The organism is Mycobacterium paraffinicum, from assembly GCF_001907675.1.
GTDB lineage: Bacteria > Actinomycetota > Actinomycetes > Mycobacteriales > Mycobacteriaceae > Mycobacterium > Mycobacterium paraffinicum_A.
This window is the reverse complement of sequence record NZ_MPNT01000014.1, coordinates 142068-166676: the sequence shown is the minus strand read 5'-3', so window position 1 is coordinate 166676 and position 24609 is coordinate 142068. Positions and strand designations below refer to the sequence as shown.

The following is a 24609-nucleotide window of genomic DNA, read 5'->3' as shown; positions in this document are numbered from 1 at the left end:
AGGCGGGAACGTTGGCCTTCTCCAACGCTCCGGCAATCGCAATCGCACCCAAATCGCTGGCCGAAAAATCCTTCAGCGAACCCATCAACTTGCCGATCGGCGTGCGCGCTCCAGCAACGATCACCGATGCCATTGGTGAATTCCTTTCGTCTTGCATCGTGGGTCTGTCATCGAGGTAGGCCGAGTTGGGAATCATTGCGCGCGTCGATAATTGGTGCGCCAGTGGCTGCGCGGACGTTATCGAGGGTGACCGTTGGTGCTAATCGACGCACCAGGATCTGGCCGTCGATAAGGTCCATCAGGGCCAGGTCGGAGATGACGCGGTCGACCACGCCGACACCGGTGAGTGGAAGACTGCAGCGCTGCAAGACCTTTGGTGATCCGTCCTTGGCGACGTGTTCGGTCAGCACCACAACTCGGCGGGTTCCGGCCACGAGGTCCATGGCCCCGCCCATGCCCTTGACGAGTTTTCCGGGTACCATCCAGTTGGCCAGGTCACCGGTGCGTGATACCTGTAGGGCTCCGAGGATGGCGATGTCGATGTGGCCGCCGCGGATCATTGCGAAGCTTTGTGCCGAGTCGAAAAACGAGGCGCCGCCCACGGCCGTCACGGTCTGTTTGCCGGCGTTGATGAGATCAGCGTCGACGTCCTCGTCGTAGGGGAAGGGCCCCATCCCTAACAGGCCGTTTTCGCTGTGCAACATGACGCGCGTGTCGGTGGGGATGTAGTTGGCCACCAGTGTCGGGATGCCGATGCCCAGGTTGACGTAGTCGCCGTCGGTCAGTTCGCGCGCCGCCAACTGGGCCATCTCGTCGCGTGTCCACGCCATCTCACACCTCCGCCGGATGAGGCCGGATCACTCGCTGTTCGATGAATCCCGGTGCCGTCACTTCGACAAACCGGTCAACATAGATGCCAGGGGTCATCACGTCGTCGGGGTGCAGGAACCCGTCGGCGACCTCTTCGACCTCGGCCACGCAGACACGGCCGCAGGTCGCGACGAGGGGGTTGAAGTTGCGAGCGGTAAGGCGGTAACGCAGGTTTCCCTCAGCGTCGGCTGTCTTCGCGTGTACCAGCGACAGGTCGGCGACGATGCCGCGCTCAAGGATGTACTGCTTGTCGTCGAAGACCGCGGTGGCCTTGCCCTCGGCCACTGGGGTTCCCACGCCGGTGCGGGTGTAGAAACCCGCGATGCCCGCGCCGCCGGCGCGCATCCGCTCGGCCAGCGTTCCCTGAGGGCAGAACTCCACATCGAGCAGGCCATCGAGATACTGCGCGGCGAACAACTTGTTCTCGCCCACGTAGGACGCAATGACTTTGGCGATCCGGTTGCCCTCGAGGAGCAGGCCAAGACCCTTGCCGTCGACACCGAGGTTGTTCGAGACGACCGTCAGATCCCTGACGCCGCTGTCACGCACGGCCTCGATAAGGGCTTGCGGTATGCCACATAATCCGAACCCGCCAACCGCGATCGTCATGCCGTCGCACAGAAGATCCTCGACCGCGTCGGCGGCGCTACTGCGGAGCTTCAATTACTACCTCCCAGTGAGAGGCCGTCCGTTTAACGGACGACGCCTCCACTGTGCACATACGCTGTACTTCAGGCAAGTTAATCGTCGGTAGCGATCAGATGCTGGAAATATCTCGGGATTGGTGTCCGAATAACGGACGTAGTCGGGAGGTCTGGTCAGTTGGGTGAATCGACGGGCGTCGTCAACCGGGTCGCGGCGGTGCTGCGTGTGATCGCCGAGCGTGGCGTCGTAGGGGCGTCGACGACCGATGTCGCCCGCCATAGCGGCGTTCCGCGTCCGTCGGCGCACCGATTGCTACAGGCCCTACACGCTCAGGGATTGGTAGATCGGGATCAGCGGTCCGGCAGGTGGTATCTGGGCCCCGAGGTTTACATCCTGGGCGCGGCGGCCGCTCCCCGGTTCGATGTGACAGAGAAGGCCGTCCAGTGTGTGCATCGGCTGGCGATCGAGACCGGCGAGAGCGCGTTCTTCTCACTGCGCCGCGGCGACCACACCGTCGTCATGCTCCAAGAAGATGGCGATTTCCCCATCCGGTCGCATGTACTTCACGAAGGCGCTCGGTTTCCTCTCGGTGTCGTGTCCGCAGGTTTAGCCGTGTTGGCTTATCTGAGCGACGATTACATCCAGACGTATCTCGATCGCGTCGACCTGGTCACCCGGTGGGGTCAAGCGCACAGCACCGCGGCGGTCCGGGCCGGGATTGCCGAAACGCGCAGGCGGGGCTGGGCCACCAATCCGGGACTGGTGGTGCCTGGTTCATGGGGGATGGCTGCCGCAGTGTTCGACGCAAGCAGGTCCCCGATCGGGGCACTGACCATCACCGGCATCGAACAACGCTTCGGCGACGACCGCCGAGGCGGCCTCGGCCAATTACTCCTGCGCGAATCCAACCACCTGAGCAAGCTGATCGTCGGGGCACCCCGGTGACCCGATATCGGTGCCGCGACTAGTAAGTGCAGCGTCGAGCGCTCGGCGATACGCCCAGGTGGCGCGGCGGTAGCTAGCACGCCCGTGGGAGGTCATTGCCAACTTTGACCGATGAGACGTTGCGTGACGCCGTTTTGTGCTGCGTCAAAGGCGTTCATATGCCTACGCGCCGGGGAGCAATCGCGGCGTCGCCGGCTACGAGACCTCTACGGCTGCACTGCGTTCGGCGAGGCACAGACGCAGCTGGAAAACGGACCACGGCAACATCACGCGAGCTCACCGCTGGGATCAATTGCGGGCGTTGATCTTCCCCAGCCCGCATCCCGTGTCATCTCCTTGAGCAGCGGCATCACCCGGTACGGCAACGGTGTGGTCAGGGCCAGGGTCGTGGTGGAATGCACGACGCCGTCGACAGCCACGATCTGTTCGATCAATTGCTGTAGGCCAGCCTCGCTGACCGTTGCGGCACGCACCAACAGATCTTCTCGGCCTGTGGTGGCATGTACTTCCAGCACGTACGGAATGCGAGCCAATGCGGCAACGATCTCGGCGAGCCGCCCTTGCTGAACTTCTAGTCCAATAAACGCCTGGGTGGTGACACCGGCCTGCGCCAGGTCAAGCGACGGACGAAATCCGGTGAGTATGCCTGAGTCTTCTAGCCGGCGCCGCCGAGCTTGGACAGTGTTGCGCGCGATGCCAAGTTCGGTTGCGATTTCGACGACGCCGGCGCGGGCGTCGCGCGAAAGCACATCGAGAAGTCTGACGTCGAGTTGGTCGAGACTGATCACTTCTGTCACCTCCGAAGTCGAGCAAGGATGCATATCTAACCTGCGCGCTCAGTTGTCAATGTACTAGTTGCGCATCTGGTTGCGCATCGCAACGCTTGGAGACACGTATGAATCAGTTGCGGCCTCGCAATGCTACGTAAAGGCGGTGATCGGGTCATGACCGAGACCAGCGTTGGATCGGCTTCACCCAACGTGCTTGCGGCTCGGTACCAACCTGGCTCGGGCCCCGTTCTGCTGACGGGCGTTCAAGCCATCGCCAGGCTGTTGGTCGAACAACACGAACGCGATCTCCGCGCGGGACGTCGCGTGGCGACGTTCGTTTCCGGGTATCAAGGCAGCCCACTGGCGGGTTTAGACCAGTTGCTGGCCGGAATCCCAGCGCTGCGCACCGATCACGACGTCAGGCTCCGGCCGGCGGTGAACGAAGAATTGGCCGCCACCGCGGTATGGGGCAGTCAAATGGAACTTCCCGAAGGTACGAGGACGCACGACGGTGTTATCGGCGTCTGGTATGGGAAGGGGCCTGGACTCGATCGGGCGAGTGACGCGCTGCGCCACGCGGCGATGTACGGTGCGCACCCCGGTGGCGGCGCGCTGGCCCTTGTCGGAGACGATCCGGCTGCGAAGTCATCGAGTGTGCCCGCAGCCAGCGAACGCAGCTTGGCGGCGCTGTCGATGCCAATCTTTTTTCCGCGCAACGCCAATGAAATCGTCGCCTTCGGTATGTATGGGGTCGCGCTGTCCCGGATATCGGGATGCTTCTCCGCGATGAAATTGGTCGCAGATATCGCCGACGGGTTGTGGACCCTCGACCGCGATTTCTCCGACTTCGACATCGCGATTCCAACGTTGCACTGGGAGGGGCGTCCGTGGACGTATCGCCAACGGGTCCTGAAAGCACCACCGGACAGCGTGCTGGCCGAGGCCGATCTGTATGGTCCCCGGTGGGCCATGGTGGAAGCCTTCACCGCGGCCAACGACATCGACCGAATCGAGATCGACCCCGGCGACGCTTGGCTCGGCATCATTGCAGTGGGTTCGGCCTACGACGCGACTCGTGAGGCGCTGACTACATTGGGCCTCACCGAACGCGATCTGTGCGATAAAGGAATCCGCGTCATGCGCGTCGGCATGCCATACCCCCTCGATGCAGGAAAGGTTCGTCGTCTCGCTCGCAACGTCGAGCAGGTGTTGGTCGTCGAAGACAAGACCGGATTCGTCGAAAGCCAGGTCAAAGAAGCACTTTTCGGCCGTTCGGCACCTGAGGTCATCGGCAAGCGCGGACTCGACGGACAGCGACTGATGCCGGCCGATGGTGAACTCACCGCCGCACGCCTGATCGCCCCGCTGCGGACCGTGGTGAAGGACCGCATCGCCAATCTCGCACCGACTCGTCCATCGCTGCAACTGACCGTGTTGCCCGCCAGCCGCACGGCGTACTTCTGTTCTGGCTGTCCGCATAACCGCTCCACCGCCGTTCCTCCCGGTTCATTGGCCGCTGGCGGAATCGGTTGCCACACACTGGTTACCATGTCGACTCGCGTCGACTCCGCGGTCACCGGCCTCACGCAGATGGGCGGCGAAGGCGCCCAGTGGATCGGGCAGTCACCATTCACCGACGTCGATCACATCTTCCAGAACGTCGGCGACGGAACCTATTTTCACTCGGGGCAGCTTGCCGTTCAGGCGTGCGTCGCCGCCGGGGTGAATATCACCTACAAGATCCTGTACAACTCCGCCGTCGCCATGACGGGCGCTCAAGAGGTCGAAGGCGGTCTATCGGTACCCGCACTCACCCACAAGCTGATCGCCGACGGCGCAACGCGCATCATTGTCTGCGCCGACGAACCTCAACGCCATCGCGGCGCGTCCTTCGCCCCCCACACCCAGCTGTGGCACCGCGATCGGCTCGATGAAGCCCAACGCGCGCTACGCGACACCAAGGGCGTGACGGTTCTGATCTACGACCAACAGTGCGCCGCCGATGCCCGGCGTAAGCGTAAACGAGGGAAGCTACCCGCGCGGACCACACGTGTCGTGATCAACGAGGCGGTATGCGAAGGCTGTGGAGATTGCGGCGTCAAAAGCAACTGCCTGTCGGTGCAGCCGGTCGACACTGAACTCGGACGCAAGACGCGCATCGACCAGACCACCTGCAATACCGACTACTCATGCCTGGATGGCAACTGCCCCTCGTTCGTCACGGTGGAGCTGCCGACTAACAATGGCCACGGCAAGCCGCCAGACGTTCCATCGCCACCACGCGTTGACGAGCCCACCCTGCCCACCGTGGCGGACACGTTCAACGTGTTTCTCGCCGGCATCGGCGGTACAGGCATCGTCACCGTGAACCAAACTCTCGCAATGGCGGCCTTGCGCAGCGGTTTGCACGCCGAGGGGCTCGACCAGACCGGGCTCAGCCAAAAAGCGGGCCCGGTCACTTCCCACCTCCGGCTGAGCACTCGACCCGTCGACTCCTCGAACCGAGTCGGCTCGCAATCCGCAGACTGTCTGCTCGCCTTTGACCTCTTGACCGCTGTCGACGCCAAAAACATCGGCTATGCGGGCCCCGAGCGCACAGTGGCAATAGCGTCGACCAGCAAGACACCCACCGGGGCCATGGTCTACGACCCCTCCGTGACCTACCCCGATACGGCCGACCTGCTATCCCGATTGGACGTCTGCACACGGGCGCTAGTTTCGTTCGATGCGCTCAGTGCAGCCCAGCGGCTCTTCCACGACAGCACAGTGGCGAACTTTCTCCTTGTCGGGGCCGCCTACCAGCTTGCGGCCCTTCCCATTCCAGCTGCCGCGATCGAAGAGGCCATCCGCATCAACGGCGTTGCTGTCACGGCCAATTTATCGGCCTTCCGGTGGGGCCGGGTCGCGGTCGGTGACCCCGCCGCCTTCGCCGCTGTCACCGCCAAGCCGCTCACCGCATCCAACGATCACTCCGCTTTCGTTGAGCGCATTGTTTCTGAATCGTCGTTGACCGGCAGCCCCGCTGAGGTTTTGAAGCGTCGCTGCGCAGACCTTGTCGCCTACCAGGGACGTCGGACCGCACGCCGACTGGTTGCGCTGGCCGAACGCACTTGGCGCGCCGAGCGTGACGTAACCGACCGGACCGAGCTTTCCGAAGCCGTCATCGGTTACTTCTTCAAGCTCTTGGCGTACAAGGACGAATACGAGGTGGCTCGCCAGCTGACCGATCCGGCCTTTCGTGATGCCGTGTCAGACCAGGTCCCGGGTGCACGCAATGTGACCTTCAAGCTGCACCCGCCGATGCTCAAGGCGTGGGGCGTGAAGAGCAAAATCGGATTCGGACCTCGTACCCACTTTGCGCTGCGGCTGTTGGCCAAAGGCCGGTTCCTGCGCGGTCGCGCGCTGGACCCCTTCGGACACACCACGATGCGGCGCTTGGAGCGCGGCTTGATCGATCACTACGAGGCCATGATCAATGTGCTCACCGAGGGCCTGACTGCAGACAGTTACCCGACCGCCGTCGAGGCCGCCAGCGCCCCAGATATCGTGCGCGGCTACGAAGAAGTCAAGCTCGCCAACGTCGTCCGATATGTCGAAGCCTTGACCAAGCTGGGCATTCAGGTGCCGCGCCTGCCTTCGATCGAGACCCGATAACCGTGTTCTCGACCGCCCGTCTGGCAGCCCGTGATGACCGATATTCGGACAGTCCGGCCAGGAGAGGTGGACCTAACGTCGCTTCGACCATCAATTGGTTAAGGAGGGTCCGATGGATCGGCGAAATGTTCCGCAACTTCTTGCCGGTTCCTAACATCGAACCGATCGACGTGACCGAGGCAATGGTCTAACTGTGCAGCCGGTCCGGCAGATACATCACCGGTGTCACGCTGCCCGTCGATGCAGGACTCACCCTCGAGTGGCAAGTCTATCTTCCGCGCGACGGACGGATTTCACGATGCGTGTCAATGCGGATTCTGAGACAAGCCCGCAAACGCGCACTCTGCGCATACCCCAGGCGCCAGAGGACGAGTGAGCGAAGTGCCACCGGCCCGAGACCCGTTGCTATACATAGAAAGACTCCATGTTCGCCGCGACTGGGAACGCTGTCGGCTACTACGCAGAAATGCCCTCGTTTGACCCAGACCAGCCCGAACGGCAGTCGAGGCCGGCGTCGAGGTGCGGTCCTCGAACGAGCGCTATACGAGGCTGTATTGGCTGAATTGGCCGAGGTCGGCTACGTCGGACTGACCATGGAGGGGGTCGCGGCGCGTGCCCACACTGGCAAAGCTTCCCTCTACCGGCGCTGGTGCAACAGACGTGACTTGGTGCACGCGGCTTTGGTCTTCGCTCTACGGCATATACACGAGCCTCGTACGGGCCGGGCGGCTCGAGAGAATTTGCTGCTGGTGTTCACCGCGCACTGCGATCTTCTGGCCGGAAAGACTGCCTTCCCGGCCCTAAACATTGTGGAACAGCTCCTTCACGAACCCGAAATGCGTGCCGTCTTCGCGAATGCCGTGGTGGGCCCGCGCCTGAAGATTATCGATTCGATTTTGCAGGCCGCCGTCGACACGGGTGACATTGATCCTGCAACGCTCAATCCGCTGACCGCGCGGATCGGGCCGGCCTTGATCAACGAGCACTTCATGTTCACCGGCAAGCCGCCGAATCGACGCCAGCTGGCGCTTGTCATCGACACTGTGCTTCCGCCAAGGTCGTCACGCGCGTATTGAATCCCAAGTGGTCATACAAGTGCACGAGGTTGGCGCCTTCCTGCACCCCTGCCGCGGTCGCCGATTGAGAATCCGTTGCGGGTGAGCCGAAACGAGCGTCGGCGATCCTCAGGAGATTTGAATCGCGGTCAATTGAACTGGCGCGCGCGGCACCAGTCTTTACGAACTCCCGTATCGGACAGTCGGTTCGGCGCGCGTCTGACGATGACGGCCCTGCCGTCGGCACCGTCGCAGTGTCAACATTATCCGGCGAGGAGCTCATTCTTGGTCAGCCACGCATCGATGTGACTCATGGTTGTCGATAGGGAAGCCCCAGAAAAGACCATATGGTCGGAGTCGGGTATCACGACGACGTCGGCGTGCCGGTATTGGGCCGCTGTCTCGCGCAAGACTCCGGTGGGCACGATCAGATCGCATTCGCCTCCGATCACCAAGACGGGCGCGGTCACCGCGGCGGCGTCTACCCGAGTGGCCTTCGAGAGCCTGAGCAACGCGAGGAGCATCTCGCATTGCGCTCGTCCGGAATCGCAAACCAGGCCGTCATATATCTCGCGGGCGGTGTCCTCGGATTGGGTGTTGGCCACCCATTGCCGGAATCGCTCGAATGGCGGAGGGGGCACCGGCTTGGCCCAGGCGCGCGGGCGTAAGAACCACGGCGCCGACATGCGCCTATTGGCCGGAGTGGAGCCGCCGATGCCGGCGGCGGGGGCGGGACACGCCGCGACCAACCCGATGTGGCGGGTCCGTGCGGCGACCAGTTGGGCAAGCAGGCCGCCCATCGAGTGCCCGACCAACAACGGTGGACTTTCGAGCGAGGAGACGAAAGCCACCAGGTCGTCGACGTAGTCCTGGAGGCTGACCGACGCGACCTGGCTGGCTCCCTCGTGGATCGGCAATTCGTGATAGCGCAGCGTCGGCGTGTGCGCCGTGAATCCGCGGTCGTGGAATGCGGCGCGGGCGGCGGCCAGCTGTTCCCCGCGTGACCAGTTGCCGTGAATCAAGACCGCATGCCGCGTTTCGGACATACCGAAAAGGATGGCACCGGCGCCAACCCCTTGGCGGCGATTTGGCTGGACCGTCCGCAACTCCGGTGTCCGCTGGCCTTTGGCGTCGCCGAGCACCCGCTCAGTCCAGTAAGCGAAGTTTCCCGCCAGAAGATGCTCAGCACTATCGGTTGGCGGCCACCAGGTGGCAAGGTCATCAGCTGGAAGGGACTGAACAGAGTCCCAACGGAACAAGCTGAGGCCAGACCGCTACGGTTCAAGCAACGGGCCGTAACCCGAGGTTTCCCCACCTCAGTCCCTCCCACCAACCATCGCCTCACGCGACGCGGTGAAGGTCCTCGACGAACAGGAAGCCCAACCGTGCGGGCGTGAACACCGCGGTTTTGACGAACTGTCGCATCACGAAAGACGGCCGTCAGCGACTGGCACAAGGGCGCTGCGTCACCTATTGGCAAAGCCGGGCGCCAGGAACCGCTGCAACACCGTTCGTTCGACGCGGCTGTCCGCCAGTGGCCAGTAGGCCAGGGACAACACCACGCGCACGATCCACTGCGCCGCCACGGGGTCGTCGGTGATTCCCGTGAGTTCCGCGGCGAGATGGCTCAGCACCGGCGAGGAATGCAGCTCGCCCAGATCCGGGCTACTCCCAGAACTGAGCATCAGTCGCCGTAGCGGATCCGACCGGATCTGTTCGAGAGCGACGGTGACGGCGGTGATGACGCGCTCGGGGCCGGCGAGTCCGTCCACGGCGCGCCGAACCGTCTCGATGATCCCCGCCGACAGGCGGATCAGCACCGCGTCGCGGCTCTGGGCCTTGCCGCCCGCGTAGGCGTTGGCGACCGCCGACGAGCCGGCGCATTCCGCGCACCGGAAGGCGCTGTTGCCGCAGCTCGCGGCCAAGCGCATCCGCGCGTTTCAGCCCTTCATCGCCGATACCGCTGCCGCCATCTGGAACGCCCGCGCCCGCGGCGGACGCATCGAATGGATGGGCGCGATGGCAAACCGCTTGCCCATGATGATCGTCGGGCGAATCATCGGCGTTCCCGACGCCGACGTCGACAAGCTCATCCAGTGGGGTTACTCCGCGACCCAGGTCGTCGAAGGCTTGGCCACCCAGGACCAGTTGGATGCGGCCGGCGTCTCGGTGATGGAACTCGGCGGCTACATCACCGAACAGTTCCAGCAAGCGGCAAGCGACCCGCGGGACAACCTGTTGGGTGACCTCGCCACCGCCTGCGCCTCGGGCGATCTGGACGACTTGGCGGCGCTCGCGATGATGATCACCCTGTTCAGTGCGGGCGGTGAGTCCACAGCCTCCCTGATCGGTTCTGCCGCTTGGGTTTTGGGGACGCGGCCGGACATCCAACGGCAGGTGCGTGAACGGCCCGATCTACTCGGGCCGTTCCTGGAAGAGGTGCTGCGCTACGAACCGCCCTTCCGGGGTCACTACCGGCACGTCGTCAACGACACCGAACTGTGCGGCGTCGAATTGCCGGCGGGGGCGCGGTTGCTTTTGCTGTGGGGAGCGGCCAACAGGGATCCCTCGCACTTCGACAATCCCGAAGAGTTCCGACTCGACCGCGCGGCGGGCAAGGGGCACATCAGCTTCGGCAAGGGGATCCACTTCTGCGTCGGAGCGGCGCTGGCGCGGTTGGAGGCGAACATCGTGCTGGGTCAACTCCTCGAGCGGACCGCAACCGTCACGGCCGCCGAAGTGGGGAAGTGGCTGCCCAGCCTGCTGGTGCGGCGCCTCGAACGACTGGAACTCGCGTACGGGTAGGCACGATTGCCCGCAACGCGACGCGGGTACTGATCCTTGCGACAGGCCACGAACCGAAGGACCGAATGGCGCCGCGCGAGGACAATTCCACCCGTCAGCTGTTGCAGGAACTGCTGTGGGCCTACGGGCCGTGCGGGCAGGAAGCCGACGTCCGCGCCGTGTGTGCCCGCGAACTGCGGCCCTTCGTCGACGACATGTGGACCGACGACGCCGGCAATCTGATCGGCTACATCGGTGCCCAGCCCCCGGCCGGGGACGCCGGGAAAGGGCACCGTCACCGGGTCTCCTCGGCGGCCGAACCCGGCGTCGCGACGCGAGTCATGGCGCACATGGACGAGCTGTCCATGCTGGTCAAGCGGGTGGAAACGGACGGCACGCTGCACCTGACGCAGCTGGGGACGATGTACCCGGGCAACTTCGGCCTCGGGCCGGTCGCCGTCCTCGGCGAGAACGAGACGTTCACCGCGGTGCTCACGCTGGGCTCGGAGCACACCACCCAGGAGAGCCAGCGGATCTGGCAGACCAAGCCCGACCAGGGCGATAAGGCGCTGGACTGGGACCACGTCTACGTCTTCACCGGCCGCAGCGCCGACGAATTAGAAGCCGCCGGAGTGCGCCCGGGCACCCGGGTGTGCGTCGACCGCAGTAAACGGACGCTGGTCGAGATCGGCGACTATCTGGGCTGCTACTTCCTCGACGACCGCGCCGCGGCGACCGCCCTGCTGCGCGCCGCTCGGGTGCTGCGCGACCGCGGCCAACGACCCGTCGACGATGTCTATCTCGTGTTCACCACCAACGAGGAGATCGGCGGGGTGGGGGGCACCTACGCCAGCGGGTCGCTGCCCGGCACCCTTACCCTCGCGCTCGAGGTCGGTCCCACCGAGCGCGAATACGCCACCAAAGTCAGCGGCGGGCCGATCATCGGCTACAGCGATGCGCTGTGCGTCTACGACAAGGACGTCGCCGACCGGCTGATGGGCATCGCCACCGACTTGGGCCTGTCGCCGCAGGGGGCCGTGCTGGGCGCCTTCGAATCCGACGCGTCGCATTCCAAGGCCAATGGCCTGACGCCGCGCGCGGGCCTGCTGTGCGTTCCGACGTTGAGCACCCACGGTTACGAGGTGATGCCGCGCCGCGCGATCGACGACATGGCGGCGATCATCGTCGAGTTCGTGATGCAATCCGGCGCGCACGCGCGCGGCGAACCCTGATGCCGTCCCAAAATTTGCCTGAACATTGCCTAAGAGCCGCGTGGCGGCACCCGGCGCGCCGTCCCGAGGGCCATACGGTCAACGGATGAACGTTGACTACTACCTGCAGAAGGTGCCGGTTGAGTCGGTGCGGCCCGGGTTTTCGCTCGCCATCGACCGGGGCGGTGACTATCGCTTGTTCAGAGTCGAATGCACGCAGATGACGCAGCGCAGCGGTCGGCCGGTGATGTTCACGCTCACCTCGGAACCCGTCGATGGCGGCGAACCCTGGGTGTTGGAGTGCGAGGCGGGGACGCCGGTCGTGCGGGTGCTCGGTGTGGGCAAGGTGGCGTCCTAGCCCCGTCAGGCGGGCTTCGCGGCGACGACGAACTGCAACGCGCGCTGGGTCTGCTGTTCGATGTCGACCAGGCCGGCCGACGAGAACAGCTCGACGAAAGCGTGCCGGTCGAACACGGTCAGCCCGATGACACGCGCGCCGCTGTTCATCCCATACCGGATCGGCGGCAGGTCCGGGGTGTAGCTGGTCAGGATCGCGATCCGCCCGCCGGGCCGCAGCACCCGCACCATTTCGTGTGCCACCCCGAACGGCTCGGGCATCAGGTACAGCGCGCCGAAGCAGCAGACCGCGTCGAACGTCTCGTCGGCGAACGGCAACGCACGGGCGTCGCCGCGGACATAACAGGTACGCGGGGTGCTGTTGTCCAAACCGGCGCGCGTCAGCATCGGCTCTGAGATGTCGAAGCCGACGGCCAGGCCGCCATCCGACAGTTGCGCGGCCAGGGAGCCCGTGAATATTGCCTGGGCCACAGGCGACGTCGAGCAATCTCCGCGCTGCGGATAGCTTCAGCGCCGACGCCGCGCGTCGCTGCTCGGCGCCGGTGGTGACGCCGCTGGCGACGTAGAAGGCGGCGGGGCGCCACAGCCGCTCGTAGACCTTGGCGACGAGCGGGCTGTTCATGGCGCGCTGGGCGAACGTCGGGGCGGGCGAACTCGTCGACGCGCCCAGTACATCGAGGAAACCGTGCCGCAGCGTGGCGCTTTCGGTGAGGAGGCCGCGGGTCAATTCGACTGCATCCTGGCTCATTTCATCGCTTTCCTGAAGGCGTGGACGGGTGGGCACAATCCGCAGGTGAATCCCGATTTTTCTGCCGATCCGGCTGCTACGCTAGGGCTCTTCGTGAGAGATCGATGCATTGGGGTTGGCACGTGGCGCATATTTCGCCGACGAACGCGGGACGCGCGTCGGCGGGCTGAGCGGATATACGTCGACAGTGAATTCCGTGCCCCGGCCCCGAATCCGCGCGCGCGCGCCGCTGCGGATCTCGTTCGCTGGGGGCGGCACCGACGTACCGCCGTTCCCGACCACCGAGGGCGGCTGCGTCCTGTCGGCGACCATCGACCGATACGCGCAGGGTTCGCTTTCCCCCCGCACCGATCGTAGGGTCACGATCGAGTCGGTGGATTTCAAAACCACCCACGAGATGACGCTCGACAGCGAGATCCTCTACGACGGCAGCCTCGACCTGATCAAGGCCGCGGTGCGCAGGTTCGGCAAGGACGGCACGGACGGCTACGACCTGGTGCTGCGGTCGAGCGCGCCGCCGGGGTCGGGGCTGGGCTCGTCGTCGACAATGATGGTCGCCCTCACCGGTCTGCTCGCCGAGCACTACCGGGTCCCGATGGGCGAGTACGAGACCGCGCAGCTGGCGTGCGCCATCGAGCGCGAGGACCTGGGCATCACCGGCGGCATGCAGGACATGTACGCCGCGACGTTCGGGGGATTCAACTTCATCGAGTTCACCGACCGCGTGATCGTCAACCCGCTGCGCATCCGCGAGGAGACCGCGTTCGAGTTGGAACTCAGCCTGCTGCTGTGCTTTACGGGCATCACGCGCGATTCCGCTCGCGTGATCGAGGACCAGACGCGGCGCGCCACCATCGGCGCGGACGACACCCTGGCGGGGCTGCGGGCGCAGAAGGAGTTGGCGGTAGCCATGAAGGCCGCCCTGCTGACGAACAAGCTCAACGATTTCGGCGCGCTCCTCGGCGAGGCGTGGACGCAAAAGAAGCGGATGTCGCCTTACATCACCAACGAACGCATCGACGAGCTCTACGACCTGGCCCTGCGCAACGGCGCCCTGGGCGGCAAGATCACCGGGGCCGGCGGTGGCGGTTACATCCTGCTGTTCTGCGACTTCGCGAAGAAGCACCGCCTCATCGAATCCCTCGAGTCGGCCGGTGCGGCGATCACCGAATTCGCTTTCGAGAGCAAAGGACTGACCACATGGCAGGCATGAGCAGCTCGGATGTCGTCGCCCCGAGTGTCGAGCTGGTCCGGGCGCGCCTGGCGGACACGATCTCGGTCAAACAGCAGATGCTGTCGGGCGACATCGCCGCGCAGACCGTCGAGATCGCGCGGCTGATGATCGCGTCGCTACGCTCCGGTGGGAAAGTGATCTTCTTCGGCAACGGCGGATCCGCGCAAGACGCGGGACATCTGGCCGCAGAACTGATGGGGCGCTTCGCTTTTGATCGCCCGGGTCTGGCCGCGATCAGCCTGCCGGACGCCACCGCGGCGATGACGGCGATCGGCAACGACTACTCCTACGACGAGGTGTTCGCGCGCCAGGTGCTCGCCGCCGGCCGCGCGGGCGATGTGGTGGTCGGCCTCACCACCTCGGGCAACTCACCGAACGTCGTCCGGGCGCTCGAGGCGGCCGCCGATGCCGGGATGACGACCGTCGCGCTGACCGGTGCGCGCGGCGGGAAGGTCGCCGGCGTCGCCGCATTGTGCGTCCGGGTGCCCAGCGACAACACCGGGCGTGTCCAGGAGGCCTGCCTGCACCTGGGTCACTCGATCTGCGAGATGGTCGAAGCGGCGCTGTTTCCCCGGCCCTCCTGACGATGGACTTGCGGAACGTCCGCACGGTCTTCCTGGACCGGGACGGGACGATCAACGTCAAGGCCGCCGACGGCGAGTACGTCAGGTCGCCCGAAGAGCTAGTGCTGTTGCCCGGCGCGGCCGAGGCGGTGGCCGCGTTGAACGCGGCCGGCCTGCGCACCGTGTTGGTGACCAACCAGCGATGGCTGTCCGAACCCGCCGCCGAGGCGGCGCGTTTCGCCGCGGTCCAGGACCGGCTCGAACAACTCCTGGCCGACGGGGGCGCCCGCCTCGATGCCGAGTACCACTGCCCGCACGCGACGGCCAGCTGTGACTGTCGCAAGCCGGAGGCGGGCATGTTGTTGCGCGCGGCACGCGAACACGGGTTCGCTTTGGGCGAGTCGGTGATGATCGGCGACAGCGAGACCGATGTGCTGGCGGGCCGCGCGGCCGGCGCGGCGACCGTCCTGCTGCGCCCCGGCGGGGGAGAGTCTCACGGCGCCGACGTCGTCGTCGACGACCTCGCCGCCGCCGTGCGGCTCATCCTGCGCGCGAAGGACTCTAGCCCCGCCTGAACCGTTGCGCCGCGGAGCGAATCACCAACGCCAGCGCAAACGGAAGGTCATCCCGCAGGTATCGCCGGGCGAGGCGGCGCGGCTCGAGCGCCAGCCGGTGCACCCACTCGAATCCCAGCCGTTGCAGGACGGGCGACGCACGTCGGACGACGCCGGCGGTCATCGCGATGCCGCCACCGCAGGCGAGGCACCAGGCACCGGGGAGTTCCGCGCGCAGCAGCTCGATGAGGCGTTCCTGCCGAGGGAAGCCCAGGCCGACGAAGACCAGGTCGGGTGCGGCGGCCACGACGGCGTCGACCGCGCGCCGCGCCCCCTCCTCCGTCTCGTCGAAGCCGAAGGGCGGCGAGCACGCGCCCGCGATGCGCAGGCCGGCGGAGTGCGCGGCGAGCGCCTCGGCCGCCTGCTCCGGTACGCCCTCGGCACCGCCGAGCAGGTATACCGACTTGCCGTCGGCGGCCGCCGCGGCGCTCAGCGGAGATATCAGCGAGGAGCCGGCGACGCGCTCGGGCAACCGCTCGCCCTTGGCCCGGGCCGCCCACACCAGGGGCATGCCGTCGGCGACCACGAGGGTGGCGCGGGCGATCAGGTCGGCGAGTTCGGGGCGGCGCGCGGCCGCCAGGGCCACATCGATGTTCACCGGCACGATCGAGCCGCCCCGGCCGCCGGCCCAGGCCGCGCGGACCGCCTCGACCACCTGCTCTTCGGTCAGGGCGTCGAACCAGAGGCCGCCCACCTGGATTTTCCGCGGGCCCGCGCCGGTCAGCCTCGGTGAACCTCGGCGGGCTGCGCTCACCCGATCATCATGCCCCGCGGCGTCTCCGGCCGACCGGTCGACGCGCTCTCGCGAAGTATCGGCCGCGCGTCCTTGCCGCGCCCGGAACCGAGCCCATAACCTGGGCAACATCCGACCGCGTCGGGGAGTTTCGGGACCGGCGGGGTAGACGACGACGGCAACGCAGGCGGGCAGGTCATGGCACAGCGGCGGTCACCGCGAGGCGCAGACCCACGCCACGACCGCGTGATCGGCGGGCTATCGCAGTGGCCTTGACCGGCGCCCGCGCGGACGAGCTGGCAACGATGGACATCTTCGAGGGATGTCCCACCTCCGACCTCGCGCCGTTGGCCGCCTCCCTGCAACCGCTGCGCGCCGGGACCGGCCAAGTGCTGATGAAGCAGGGCGAGCAGGCCGTCAGCTTCCTGCTCATCTCGTCGGGCATCGTCGAGATCACCCACGTTGGCGACGACGGTGTGGTCATCGTCGAGCACGCGTTCCCGGGCATGCTGATCGGGGAGATCGCGTTGCTGCGCCACATCCCGCGGACCGCGACGGTCACCACCGCCGGGCCGCTGACCGGTTGGATCGGCGACAACGACGCGTTCGTGCGCATGGTGCACATCCCCGGCGTGATGGAGCGGCTGCTGCGCACGGTGCGCCAGCGGCTCGCCGGGTTCATCACGCCGATCCCGATCCGGGTCCGCGATGGCACGCACCTGATGCTGCGCCCCGTGCTGCCCGGTGACAGCGAGCGAACCGTCCACGGCCACATCCAATTCTCCAGCGAAACCCTGTACCGGCGTTTCATGACGCCGCGCATGCCCACTCCGGCGCTGATGCACTATCTGTCGGAGGTCGACTACGTCGACCACTTCGTCTGGGTGGTGATCGACGGCAGCGACCCGGTGGCCGACGCGCGTTTCGTGCGTGACGAGGCCGACCGTAGCGTCGCCGAGATCGCGTTCACCGTCGCCGACGCCTACCAGGGCCGGGGGATCGGCACCTTCCTGGTCAACGCGCTGTCGATCGCCGCCCGGGTCGCCGGGGTCGAAAGGTTCTCCGCGCGAATGCTTTCCGACAACCTGCCGATGCGGGCCATCATGGACCACTACGGGGCGATCTGGCAGCGCGAGGACGTCGGCGTCATCACCACCGTCATCGATGTGCCGCATCGGCGCGACCACGGGTTCCGGCGTGACGTGGCCGGCCAAATCGAGCACGTCGCCCGCCAGATGATCGAGGTGGTCGGCTGAGCCCGTTCCGGATCGGCCCGGTTTCCGCGCTCGCGTTGCTGGCGGCCGCCTGCGGCCACGCGCCCGCACCCGGTCCGCCGCCGGCGCCGACGACGACGACTGCGCCGAAGGCCGTCAACCCGGCCAACATCAGGCGCGTCGTCCGCGAGCTGCCGCCCGGCTACGAGGCGACCACGGGCATCCCCAGCGGGGCGTCCCCCCGGGTGATCTGGAGCCTGGGGCCGGAGGCGTCGGACGCCCACGCGAGGCCGGCGCAGTGCGGGGAGCTCGCCGACCCCGGCAATGGGCGTGACCAGACGGCCCAGGGCGTGTCCGCGTCGGGCACCGGCGGCATCGTCGATGCCGTGGTGGTGGCTTTGCCGGGGCCGGCGGATCTGCCCGACGGCGTGGTGGCCGCGTGTGGTCGGTGGACGATGACCGCCGGGCGCACGACGGCGGCCGTGCACCTGACCGACGCCCCCCACATCGACGGCGTGCCGACCGTAGGGATGGTGGCCGACGTCAAGTCATCCGTCGAGTCGGGCGCCGAGATAGATTCGCGCACATACACCTTCACCGCGTACCTGGGCAACTTCTACGCGTTCACCACGCTGACCACCGACCCGGGCTCGGTGGTGCCCGCGCTGCCGCCGCAATTCGCCGCCGATCTGCTCGTCAAAACGGTGTCCACGTTGCGCAGCTGACGCACCCGCCTTGGGTAGATTAGCCACGGTGTTCAAGGTGGCGGTCACGGTCGCGGCGGTGGGTGTGCTCGCGGGCTGCTCGTCGGGGGAGTCGACATCGGCGAAAGTCGACATCAAGAAGGTCGCCGACGTGAAATCGAGCTTCGGGCCCGATTTCAAGGTCACCGACATCGGCGAGCGGGGGATCGATCCCAAAGTGCTGTCCGGCCGCAAGCTTCCGGAGGGGTTGACGTTCGATCCCGCCAACTGCGCGAAGGCGGCGACGGGACCGGAAATGCCGCCGGACCTGCAGGGCAACATGGCCGCAATCTCCGCCGAAGGTAGGGGCAACCGGTTCGTGGTGATCGCCGTGGAAACGTCAAAACAGTTGCCGCTCAACGAACCCGGCAAGGACTGCGCGAAGGTCGCGTTCTCCGGACCGCAGCTGCGGGGCGGTATGGAGGTGGTCGACGCCCCGCAGATCGACGGGACCCACACGCTCGGGGTGCACCGCGTCCTGCAGGCGCTGGTCGCCGGCGGCCCGCGGACCGGCGAACTCTACGACTATTCCGCCCAATTCGGCGACTACCAGGTGATCGTCACGGCCAATCCGTTGGTGATCCCCGGGCAGCCGGTCGCGCCGGTCGATACGCAGCGCGCCCGCGACTTGCTGGTGAGCGCGGTAAAGGCGGTCCGCAGCTAGCGCGATGACGGTGAGCACCGGAACGGCGCGAGCAAGGAATCGCGCGATGGGGCCTAGCGCGATGACGGTGAGCACCGGAACGGCGCGAGCAAGGAATCGCGCGATGGGGCCTAGCGCGATGACGCTGAGCGCCTAGCGCACGCCGCGCGGCCGGAACTGAATGCTGATGCGCGGGCCCACCGGCGTCGACGTCTTGGGCACGGCGTGCTCCCAAGTGCGTTGGCACGACCCGCCCATCACCAGCAGATCCCCGTGCGCCTGCGGCAGCCGCAACGACGGGCCGCCGCCGCGCCGCCGCATGGCGAACGTGCGGGTGGCGCCCAGGCTGATGATCGCCACCATGGTGTCTTCGGAGCTGCTGCGGCCGATGGTGTCGCCGTGCCAGGCGACGCTGTCGGAACCGTCGCGATAGCAGCACAACCCGACCGTGGTGAACGGCTCGCCGAGTTCGCCGGCGTAGATGTCGTTGAGCCGGCGCCGCAGCCGGGCGAGCAGGGGATGCGGCGGCTCGTCGACGGTGAGGTCGTGAAAGCTCACGAGCCGGGGCACATCGACCACCCGGTCGTACATCTGGCGGCGTTCCTCCCGCCAGGGCACCGCGCTCAGGAGGGTGTCGAGCAGGTCGTCGGCCTCGGTGAGCCAGCCGGCGCGGATTTCGATAAAGGCGCCGTCACCAAGCTGCCTGCGCTCGGTGTGCTGGAACAGGGAGCCTTGTACCGCCATCTCCACGGTGCCCAGTCTATCGCACACCCGTTCGACTGGGCCGGTGTCGGGACGGTCGGGTCCGGCGCCGCTACCGTTGTGGGTGTGGTTGAGCTGGGCACCGATTCCGAGGTGGGGGCACTACGCGTCGTCATCCTGCACCGCCCCGGCGGCGAGCTGCGGCGGCTCAATCCGCGCAACATGGATCAGCTGCTCTTCGACGGGCTGCCCTGGGTCGCCCGCGCGCAGGACGAGCACGACCAGTTCGCCGAGCTGCTGCGCTCCCGCGGCGTGGAGGTCCTGCTGTTGGCGGACCTGCTGGCCGAGGCGCTGACCCACAGCGGGGCCGCCCGGATGCAGGGCGTGGCCGCCGCGGTTGACGCCCGTAGGCTGGGAGTGCCTCTGGCGCAATCCCTTTCGGGTTACCTGCGTGGACTGGACGCGGGCAGGCTGGCCCAGGTGCTGATGACTGGCATGACGTTCAACGAATTGCCCGCGGATATCCGGACCGACGTGTCGCTGGTGCTGCGCATGCACCAGGGGGCTGACTTTGTCATCGAACCACTGCCCAACCTGGTGTTCACTCGCGACTCGTCGATCTGGATCGGCCCGCGGGTGGTCATCCCCACGCTGGCGCTTCGCGCTCGGGTCCGCGAGGCGTCGCTGACCGACCTCATCTACGCCCATCACCCGCGATTCACCGGAGTGCGGCGCGCCTACGAGTCGCGCACCGCGCCCGTCGAGGGCGGCGACGTGTTGCTGCTCGCCCCAGGGGTGATCGCGGTCGGGGTCGGCGAACGGACCACCCCGGCGGGCGCGGAAGCGTTGGCCCGCAGCCTCTTTGACGACAACCTGGCGAGCAAGGTGCTCGCCGTGCCGATTGCCCAGCGGCGCGCGCAGATGCACCTGGACACGGTGTGCACCATGGTCGAGACCGACACCGTCGTGATGTATGCCAACGTGGTCGACACGCTCTCGGCGTTCACCATCGAGCGCACGCCCGACGGGGTCGCCATCAGCGACGAGGCGCCGTTCCTGGAGGCCGCCGCCAAGGCGATGGAGATCGACCAGCTGCGCGTCATCGACACGGGGCGCGACCCCGTCGTCGCCGAACGGGAGCAGTGGGACGACGGCAACAACACGTTGGCGTTGGCGCCCGGCGTCGTCGTCGCCTACGAGCGCAACGCGCAGACCAACGCCCGGCTGCAGGACGCGGGCATCGAGGTGCTCACCATCGCGGGCTCCGAACTGGGCACCGGCCGCGGCGGCCCCCGGTGCATGTCCTGCCCCGTGGCCCGCGATCCGGTGCGTTAGACGCGGTCTGGGCGCCGAGATTGCCGCCAGGGTTGTGGACAGCGCGGGTTTCACAGCCCTCACGGCAATCTCGGCGACGAAAGCTACCGCCAGCTGGGCAGCCAGATCTCCATGTCCCACGTCTGCTGCGAAATCGGCAACCCGGTGAGCACCGGGAACAGCCAGGCGAAGTTGGTCACCACTACGGCCACGTAACAGCAGACCGCGATCAACCCCAGCGTGCGTCGTTCCGGGCTCAGGCCGCGCGGTCGCCCCGGCGGGTAGAGGATGTCCCCGCAGATCAGGGCGATCCCCATCACCAGGAACGGCGCCATCGTCGCGGCGTAGAAGAAGTACATCTGGCGGTCGATGTCGGCGAACCAGGGCAGCCACCCGGCGCAATAACCGGTCAGCACAACGGCGTAACGCCAGTCGCGGCGGATGAATGTGCGCCAGCACGCGTACACCAGGACCGGCACCGCCAGCCACCACATGGCCGGGGTGCCCACCAGCATCTCCGCCTTGACGCACGACTGCGCACCACATCCGGGCACGTTCTGCTGATCGATCGCATACAGCACCGGCCGCAACGACATCGGCCAGGCCCACGGCTTGGACTCCCACGGGTGGTGGTTGCCGGCGGCGTTGGTCAGGCTCTTGTGGAAGTCGAAAGCCTTGGCGGTGTAATGCCAAAGCGAGCGAATGGCATCCGGCAGCGGGAGCACCGAGTGGGGGCCGATCGACTGGCCCACCTCGTGCCGGTCGATGGCCGTCTCGGACGCGAACCACGGTGCGTAACTGGCCAGATACACCGCGAACGGGATGAACACCAGCGCGTAAGCCGTCGGGATCAGATCACGCCGCAAGACCCCGGCCCAGGGCCGGGTCACCTGGTACTGGCGCCGCGCCGCCACGTCGAACGCCAACGACATCGCGCCGAAGAACAGCACGAAATACAGCCCGGACCACTTTGTCCCGCAAGCCAATCCGAGCAGGACACCCGCCAGGAAGCGCCACCATCGCACCCCCAGCCGCGGACCCCACACCGTCTCGGCGGCGCGCCCCTGAAGCAGCGCGACGTGCATGCGCTCGCGCACCTGGTCCCGGTCGACGATCAGGGCGCCGAACGCCGCTACCACGAAGAAGGTGAGGATGCCGTCGAGCAGGGCGGTCCGCGCGGTGACGAAGCTGACGCCGTCGCAGATCACCAGGATCCCGGCGATCGCACCGACCAGCGTGGAGCGGCTGATCCGTCGGACGATCCGCGTCACCAGCACAACCAGCACCACGCCCAGCAGGGCGCCGGTGAACCGCCAGCCGACGCCGTTGTAGCCGAAGATCGCCTCGCCGAACGCGATCAGCTGCTTGCCGACCGGCGGATGGACTACCAGGCCGAACCCCGGGTTGTCCTCCACGCCGTGGTTGTGCAGCGCCTGCCAGGCCTGGGGCGCGTAGTGCTTCTCGTCGAAGACGGGCGTGCCGGCGTCGGTCGGGGAACCGAGGTTGAGGAACCGGCTGATCGTTGCCAGCACGGCGATCACACCCGTCACGACCCAGCCACGGATCTGATCGGTGGGGCCGAAATCGGCCACCGGAACCATCGGCCCGGGGCTGACCACGGGCACGACACGCTCCTGGCCGGCGACCGAGGTTTCGCGGGGCGGGGCGGACATCGGTGTCGATCGTAGGCTGTCCGACATGACCACTGGCCGCCTGTTGCTGGGCGCGACCCCGTTGGGTCAGCCGTCGGACGCCTCGCCCCGGCTGATCGAGGCCCTCGCCCACGCCGACGTGGTGGCGGCCGAGGACACCCGGCGGGTGCGGACGCTGGCGAAAGCCCTGGGTGTCACGATCACCGGCCGGGTGATCAGCCTGTTCGACCGGGTCGAGGCGGCACGGGTGGATCCCCTGATCAGCGCGCTGCAGGCCGGCGCGACGGTGCTGGTGGTCAGCGATGCCGGGATGCCGCTGATCAGCGACCCGGGCTTCCGGCTGGTGGCGGCGTGCGTGGAGGCCGGGATTCCGCTGACGTGCCTGCCCGGCCCCTCGGCGGTGATGACCGCCCTGGCGCTGTCCGGGCTGCCCGCGGAGAAGTTCTGCTTCGAGGGGTTCGCCCCGCGCAGGAAAGCCGCGCGGCGGGCGTGGCTGGACACGCTGGCCGACGAGCGGCGCACCTGCGTGTTCTTCGAATCGCCGCGCCGGCTCGCCGCGTGTTTGCGCGACGCCGTCGACCAACTCGGCGGCGCCCGGCGGGCGGCGATCTGCCGGGAGCTGACCAAGGTGCACGAGGAGGTGGTGCGCGGGTCGCTCGACGAGCTGGCGGCGTGGGCGGACGACGGGGTGCTCGGCGAGGTCACCGTCGTGCTGGCCGGCTCCACCCCGCGCGCCGACCTCCCGTCGCTGGTCGCGCGGGTGGAGGAGCTGGTCGCCGACGGCGCGCGCGTCAAGGACGCCTGCGGCGAGGTGGCCGCCGAGCATCCCGGGGTGCGCTCGCGCCAACTCTACGACGCGGTGCTGCAATCCCGCCGCGCGTGAGGGTCAGCCGGCCGAGAACGCCGCCGCGATGCGCGGCTGCCCGACGACGGGCGACGCCTTGTACAGGCATTCGGCCCACTCGGCGTCTGGATCCGAGTCGGCGGTGATGCCGCCGCCGACGCCCAGCACGGCGCCACCGGCGGCGTCGAACTCGACCGTGCGAATGGCGACGTTCAGTTCACAGCCCGCCACGGGAGAAGCCAGACCAATTGTGCCGCAATAGATTCCGCGGCGATGTGGCTCCCAGCGCGAAAGCAGTTGGCGCGCTCGGTGTTTGGGGGTTCCGGTGACCGAGGCCGGCGGGAAGGCGGCATCCAGCAGCGCTGACGTAGGCAGTTCGGGGGGCACCCGCGCCGACACGGTGGACACCAAGTGCCACACGCCAGGGGCGCGCCGCACCACCAACAACTCGGGCACGGTCACGGTGCCGACGATCGCCACGCGGCCGAGGTCGTTGCGCACCAAGTCGACGATCATGATGTTCTCGGCGACCTCTTTCGCCGACGCCCGCAGCGCCGACGGCCAAGCATCCAGGGGCAGGGTGCCCTTTATCGGGCTGGACGTCACGAGGGTCCCGCGCCGCCGCAGGAACAGCTCCGGGGACAGCGACGCCACCGCGCCCCACGGCCCGGCGACGAAGGCCGCCCGCGCCGGGGAGGTGCGGGCGATGCCGTCGGCGAAGAAATCCAGCGGGGTACCGCTGATCGTCCCGGTGAATTGCGTGCACACGCACGCCTGGTACACCTCGCCGGCGCGGATGGCCTCCAGGCAGTTGAGCACGCCGTCGCGGTGTGCGGCCCGATCGGCCGACCCCCAGTCGATCCGGCAGTCGCGGAGCGGCGCGGGCGCGGTGACCAGCGCGGCGGCCAGCCAGTCGGGAATGGCCGCTCCGGAAAGGCTCTCGTACCACCACTGCCCGTCCCGGTCGCGGCGCAGCACGCAGTCGGTCCAGCCGCCGGCGGCTTCGGGGATGCGGTTCGGCCGGTCGTCGGCGCCCGGATCGGGATAGGAGAGGTAACCGATCCAGCCGCCACCCACCGCCTGCGGCTCGACGGTTGGTGGGTCCTGCCGGACGGCGAAGGCGGCGTCGAGCTCGACCGGCTGTGCCGACACGCTCGGGGCGATCACCGCCAGGGAGTCGAACCAGTCGCCGGTCAGCGCGGCCGGCGGCGGCAGGCCGAGACGCGCCGTGGCGTCACCGACGGCGCGCAACACCTGGGTTGCGGCGCCAAGGTCGCCGAGCCGGTCGATACGCACCGCCCTAGCTTGACAGAA

23 protein-coding genes and 2 pseudogenes are annotated in these 24609 nt (G+C 67.2%); 14 read left to right on the top strand and 11 right to left on the bottom strand.

Translation table 11 applies throughout. The features are described from left to right. The 3 genes and pseudogenes from BRW65_RS17045 to BRW65_RS17035 all read right to left on the bottom strand — a co-directional run. A pseudogene (locus BRW65_RS17045) lies at nt 1–133 on the bottom strand (acetyl-CoA C-acyltransferase); the annotation flags it as partial. A gap of 34 nt (nt 134–167) precedes the next feature. Beyond that, nucleotides 168–830 (bottom strand): 3-oxoacid CoA-transferase subunit B, encoded by a 663-nt coding sequence (locus BRW65_RS17040; RefSeq protein ID WP_073876521.1) that lies wholly within the window; start codon nt 828–830, stop codon nt 168–170. A gap of 1 nt (nt 831) precedes the next feature. Beyond that, nucleotides 832–1479 (bottom strand): CoA transferase subunit A, encoded by a 648-nt coding sequence (locus BRW65_RS17035; RefSeq protein WP_208611838.1) that lies wholly within the window; start codon nt 1477–1479, stop codon nt 832–834. A 213-nt stretch (nt 1480–1692) separates the two neighbouring features. Here BRW65_RS17035 and BRW65_RS17030 point away from each other — a divergent pair, with 213 nt between their 5' ends. Next, on the top strand, nt 1693–2460 hold the full coding sequence (locus BRW65_RS17030; RefSeq protein WP_073876517.1) for an IclR family transcriptional regulator: 768 nt from the start codon (nt 1693–1695) through the stop codon (nt 2458–2460). A 266-nt stretch (nt 2461–2726) separates the two neighbouring features. Here BRW65_RS17030 and BRW65_RS17025 read toward each other — a convergent pair whose 3' ends face one another. Continuing rightward, complete coding sequence (locus BRW65_RS17025) at nt 2727–3248, bottom strand: Lrp/AsnC family transcriptional regulator (RefSeq protein WP_073876566.1); 522 nt, start codon at nt 3246–3248, stop codon at nt 2727–2729. A 156-nt stretch (nt 3249–3404) separates the two neighbouring features. Between BRW65_RS17025 and BRW65_RS17020 the strand changes: the two genes are divergently transcribed. Beyond that, nucleotides 3405–6884, top strand: a complete 3480-nt coding sequence (locus BRW65_RS17020) for an indolepyruvate ferredoxin oxidoreductase family protein (RefSeq protein WP_073876515.1) — start codon at nt 3405–3407, stop codon at nt 6882–6884. Between the two features lie 476 nt (nt 6885–7360). Beyond that, complete coding sequence (locus tag BRW65_RS17015; RefSeq protein ID WP_244168117.1) at nt 7361–7960, top strand: TetR/AcrR family transcriptional regulator; 600 nt, start codon at nt 7361–7363, stop codon at nt 7958–7960. Nucleotides 7961–8202: 242 nt separating this feature from the next. On the opposite strand, the gene BRW65_RS17010 is transcribed toward BRW65_RS17015, so the two are convergent. Together BRW65_RS17010 and BRW65_RS17005 are read right to left on the bottom strand one after the other, a co-directional pair. Beyond that, nucleotides 8203–8985 (bottom strand): alpha/beta hydrolase, encoded by a 783-nt coding sequence (locus BRW65_RS17010; protein ID WP_073876513.1) that lies wholly within the window; start codon nt 8983–8985, stop codon nt 8203–8205. A gap of 420 nt (nt 8986–9405) precedes the next feature. Continuing rightward, a complete protein-coding gene (locus tag BRW65_RS17005; protein ID WP_244168116.1) occupies nt 9406–9870 on the bottom strand; it encodes a TetR/AcrR family transcriptional regulator in 465 nt (154 codons plus the stop codon). Between BRW65_RS17005 and BRW65_RS17000 the strand changes: the two are divergent. From BRW65_RS17000 to BRW65_RS16990, 3 genes and pseudogenes are all read left to right on the top strand, one after another. Then, nucleotides 9794–10744: pseudogene (locus BRW65_RS17000) on the top strand (cytochrome P450); the annotation flags it as partial. The gene BRW65_RS17005 and the pseudogene BRW65_RS17000 overlap by 77 nt on opposite strands. Nucleotides 10745–10809: 65 nt before the next feature. Beyond that, complete coding sequence (locus BRW65_RS16995) at nt 10810–11955, top strand: M20/M25/M40 family metallo-hydrolase (RefSeq protein ID WP_073876511.1); 1146 nt, start codon at nt 10810–10812, stop codon at nt 11953–11955. Nucleotides 11956–12040: 85 nt separating this feature from the next. Further along, entirely contained in the window at nt 12041–12292 is a 252-nt protein-coding gene (locus BRW65_RS16990; protein ID WP_067758071.1) for a hypothetical protein, read from the top strand. Between the two features lie 5 nt (nt 12293–12297). On the opposite strand, the gene BRW65_RS32335 is transcribed toward BRW65_RS16990, so the two are convergent. Beyond that, nucleotides 12298–12762: a class I SAM-dependent methyltransferase gene (locus BRW65_RS32335; protein ID WP_244168115.1), complete on the bottom strand. Its 465-nt coding sequence runs from the start codon at nt 12760–12762 to the stop codon at nt 12298–12300. 473 nt (nt 12763–13235) lie between these two features. On the opposite strand from BRW65_RS32335, the gene BRW65_RS16980 reads away from it, so the two are divergent. From BRW65_RS16980 to BRW65_RS16970, 3 genes are read left to right on the top strand one after another with little or no spacing between them, the layout of a single operon-like run. Next, complete coding sequence (locus BRW65_RS16980; protein ID WP_073876561.1) at nt 13236–14252, top strand: GHMP kinase; 1017 nt, start codon at nt 13236–13238, stop codon at nt 14250–14252. Continuing rightward, entirely contained in the window at nt 14240–14857 is a 618-nt protein-coding gene (locus BRW65_RS16975) for a D-sedoheptulose-7-phosphate isomerase (protein ID WP_208611833.1), read from the top strand. The genes BRW65_RS16980 and BRW65_RS16975 overlap by 13 nt, the downstream gene beginning before the upstream one ends. A gap of 2 nt (nt 14858–14859) precedes the next feature. After that, nucleotides 14860–15411, top strand: coding sequence for a D-glycero-alpha-D-manno-heptose-1,7-bisphosphate 7-phosphatase (locus tag BRW65_RS16970; RefSeq protein ID WP_073876507.1), 552 nt, complete (start codon nt 14860–14862; stop codon nt 15409–15411). On the opposite strand, the gene BRW65_RS16965 is transcribed toward BRW65_RS16970, so the two are convergent. Beyond that, nucleotides 15398–16204: a WecB/TagA/CpsF family glycosyltransferase gene (locus tag BRW65_RS16965; RefSeq protein ID WP_244168114.1), complete on the bottom strand. Its 807-nt coding sequence runs from the start codon at nt 16202–16204 to the stop codon at nt 15398–15400. The two genes, BRW65_RS16970 and BRW65_RS16965, sit on opposite strands and share 14 nt — an antisense overlap. A 284-nt stretch (nt 16205–16488) precedes the next feature. Here BRW65_RS16965 and BRW65_RS16960 point away from each other — a divergent pair, with 284 nt between their 5' ends. Genes BRW65_RS16960 through BRW65_RS16950 form a run of 3 tightly spaced genes read left to right on the top strand, consistent with a single transcriptional unit; the run spans nt 16489 to nt 18804 of the window. After that, the gene (locus tag BRW65_RS16960) at nt 16489–17439 is read left to right on the top strand and encodes a GNAT family N-acetyltransferase (RefSeq protein WP_073876557.1); all 951 of its coding nucleotides are present in this window, start codon (nt 16489–16491) and stop codon (nt 17437–17439) included. After that, nucleotides 17436–18122 carry a DUF5642 family protein gene (locus tag BRW65_RS16955; protein WP_073876505.1) on the top strand — a complete coding sequence of 229 codons (687 nt, stop codon included), beginning with the start codon at nt 17436–17438 and terminating at the stop codon, nt 18120–18122. Before BRW65_RS16960 ends, BRW65_RS16955 begins: the two co-directional genes overlap by 4 nt. 28 nt (nt 18123–18150) lie before the next feature. After that, nucleotides 18151–18804: a DUF5642 family protein gene (locus tag BRW65_RS16950; protein WP_073876503.1), complete on the top strand. Its 654-nt coding sequence runs from the start codon at nt 18151–18153 to the stop codon at nt 18802–18804. Nucleotides 18805–18936: 132 nt separating this feature from the next. Here the strand turns inward: BRW65_RS16950 and BRW65_RS16945 are convergent, their stop codons facing one another. Next, the gene (locus BRW65_RS16945; protein WP_208611831.1) at nt 18937–19533 is read right to left on the bottom strand and encodes an alpha-ketoglutarate-dependent dioxygenase AlkB; all 597 of its coding nucleotides are present in this window, start codon (nt 19531–19533) and stop codon (nt 18937–18939) included. Between the two features lie 72 nt (nt 19534–19605). On the opposite strand from BRW65_RS16945, the gene arcA reads away from it, so the two are divergent. Next, nucleotides 19606–20820 (top strand): arginine deiminase, encoded by a 1215-nt coding sequence (arcA, locus tag BRW65_RS16940; protein ID WP_073876499.1) that lies wholly within the window; start codon nt 19606–19608, stop codon nt 20818–20820. An 83-nt stretch (nt 20821–20903) separates the two neighbouring features. On the opposite strand, the gene BRW65_RS16935 is transcribed toward arcA, so the two are convergent. After that, a complete protein-coding gene (locus BRW65_RS16935) occupies nt 20904–22472 on the bottom strand; it encodes a dolichyl-phosphate-mannose--protein mannosyltransferase (RefSeq protein ID WP_073876497.1) in 1569 nt (522 codons plus the stop codon). 25 nt (nt 22473–22497) lie between these two features. Here BRW65_RS16935 and rsmI point away from each other — a divergent pair, with 25 nt between their 5' ends. Beyond that, the gene (gene rsmI, locus BRW65_RS16930; RefSeq protein ID WP_073876555.1) at nt 22498–23334 is read left to right on the top strand and encodes a 16S rRNA (cytidine(1402)-2'-O)-methyltransferase; all 837 of its coding nucleotides are present in this window, start codon (nt 22498–22500) and stop codon (nt 23332–23334) included. A 3-nt stretch (nt 23335–23337) separates the two neighbouring features. On the opposite strand, the gene BRW65_RS16925 is transcribed toward rsmI, so the two are convergent. Beyond that, nucleotides 23338–24591 (bottom strand): aminodeoxychorismate synthase component I, encoded by a 1254-nt coding sequence (locus BRW65_RS16925; RefSeq protein ID WP_073876495.1) that lies wholly within the window; start codon nt 24589–24591, stop codon nt 23338–23340. Nucleotides 24592–24609 lie beyond the last annotated feature (18 nt).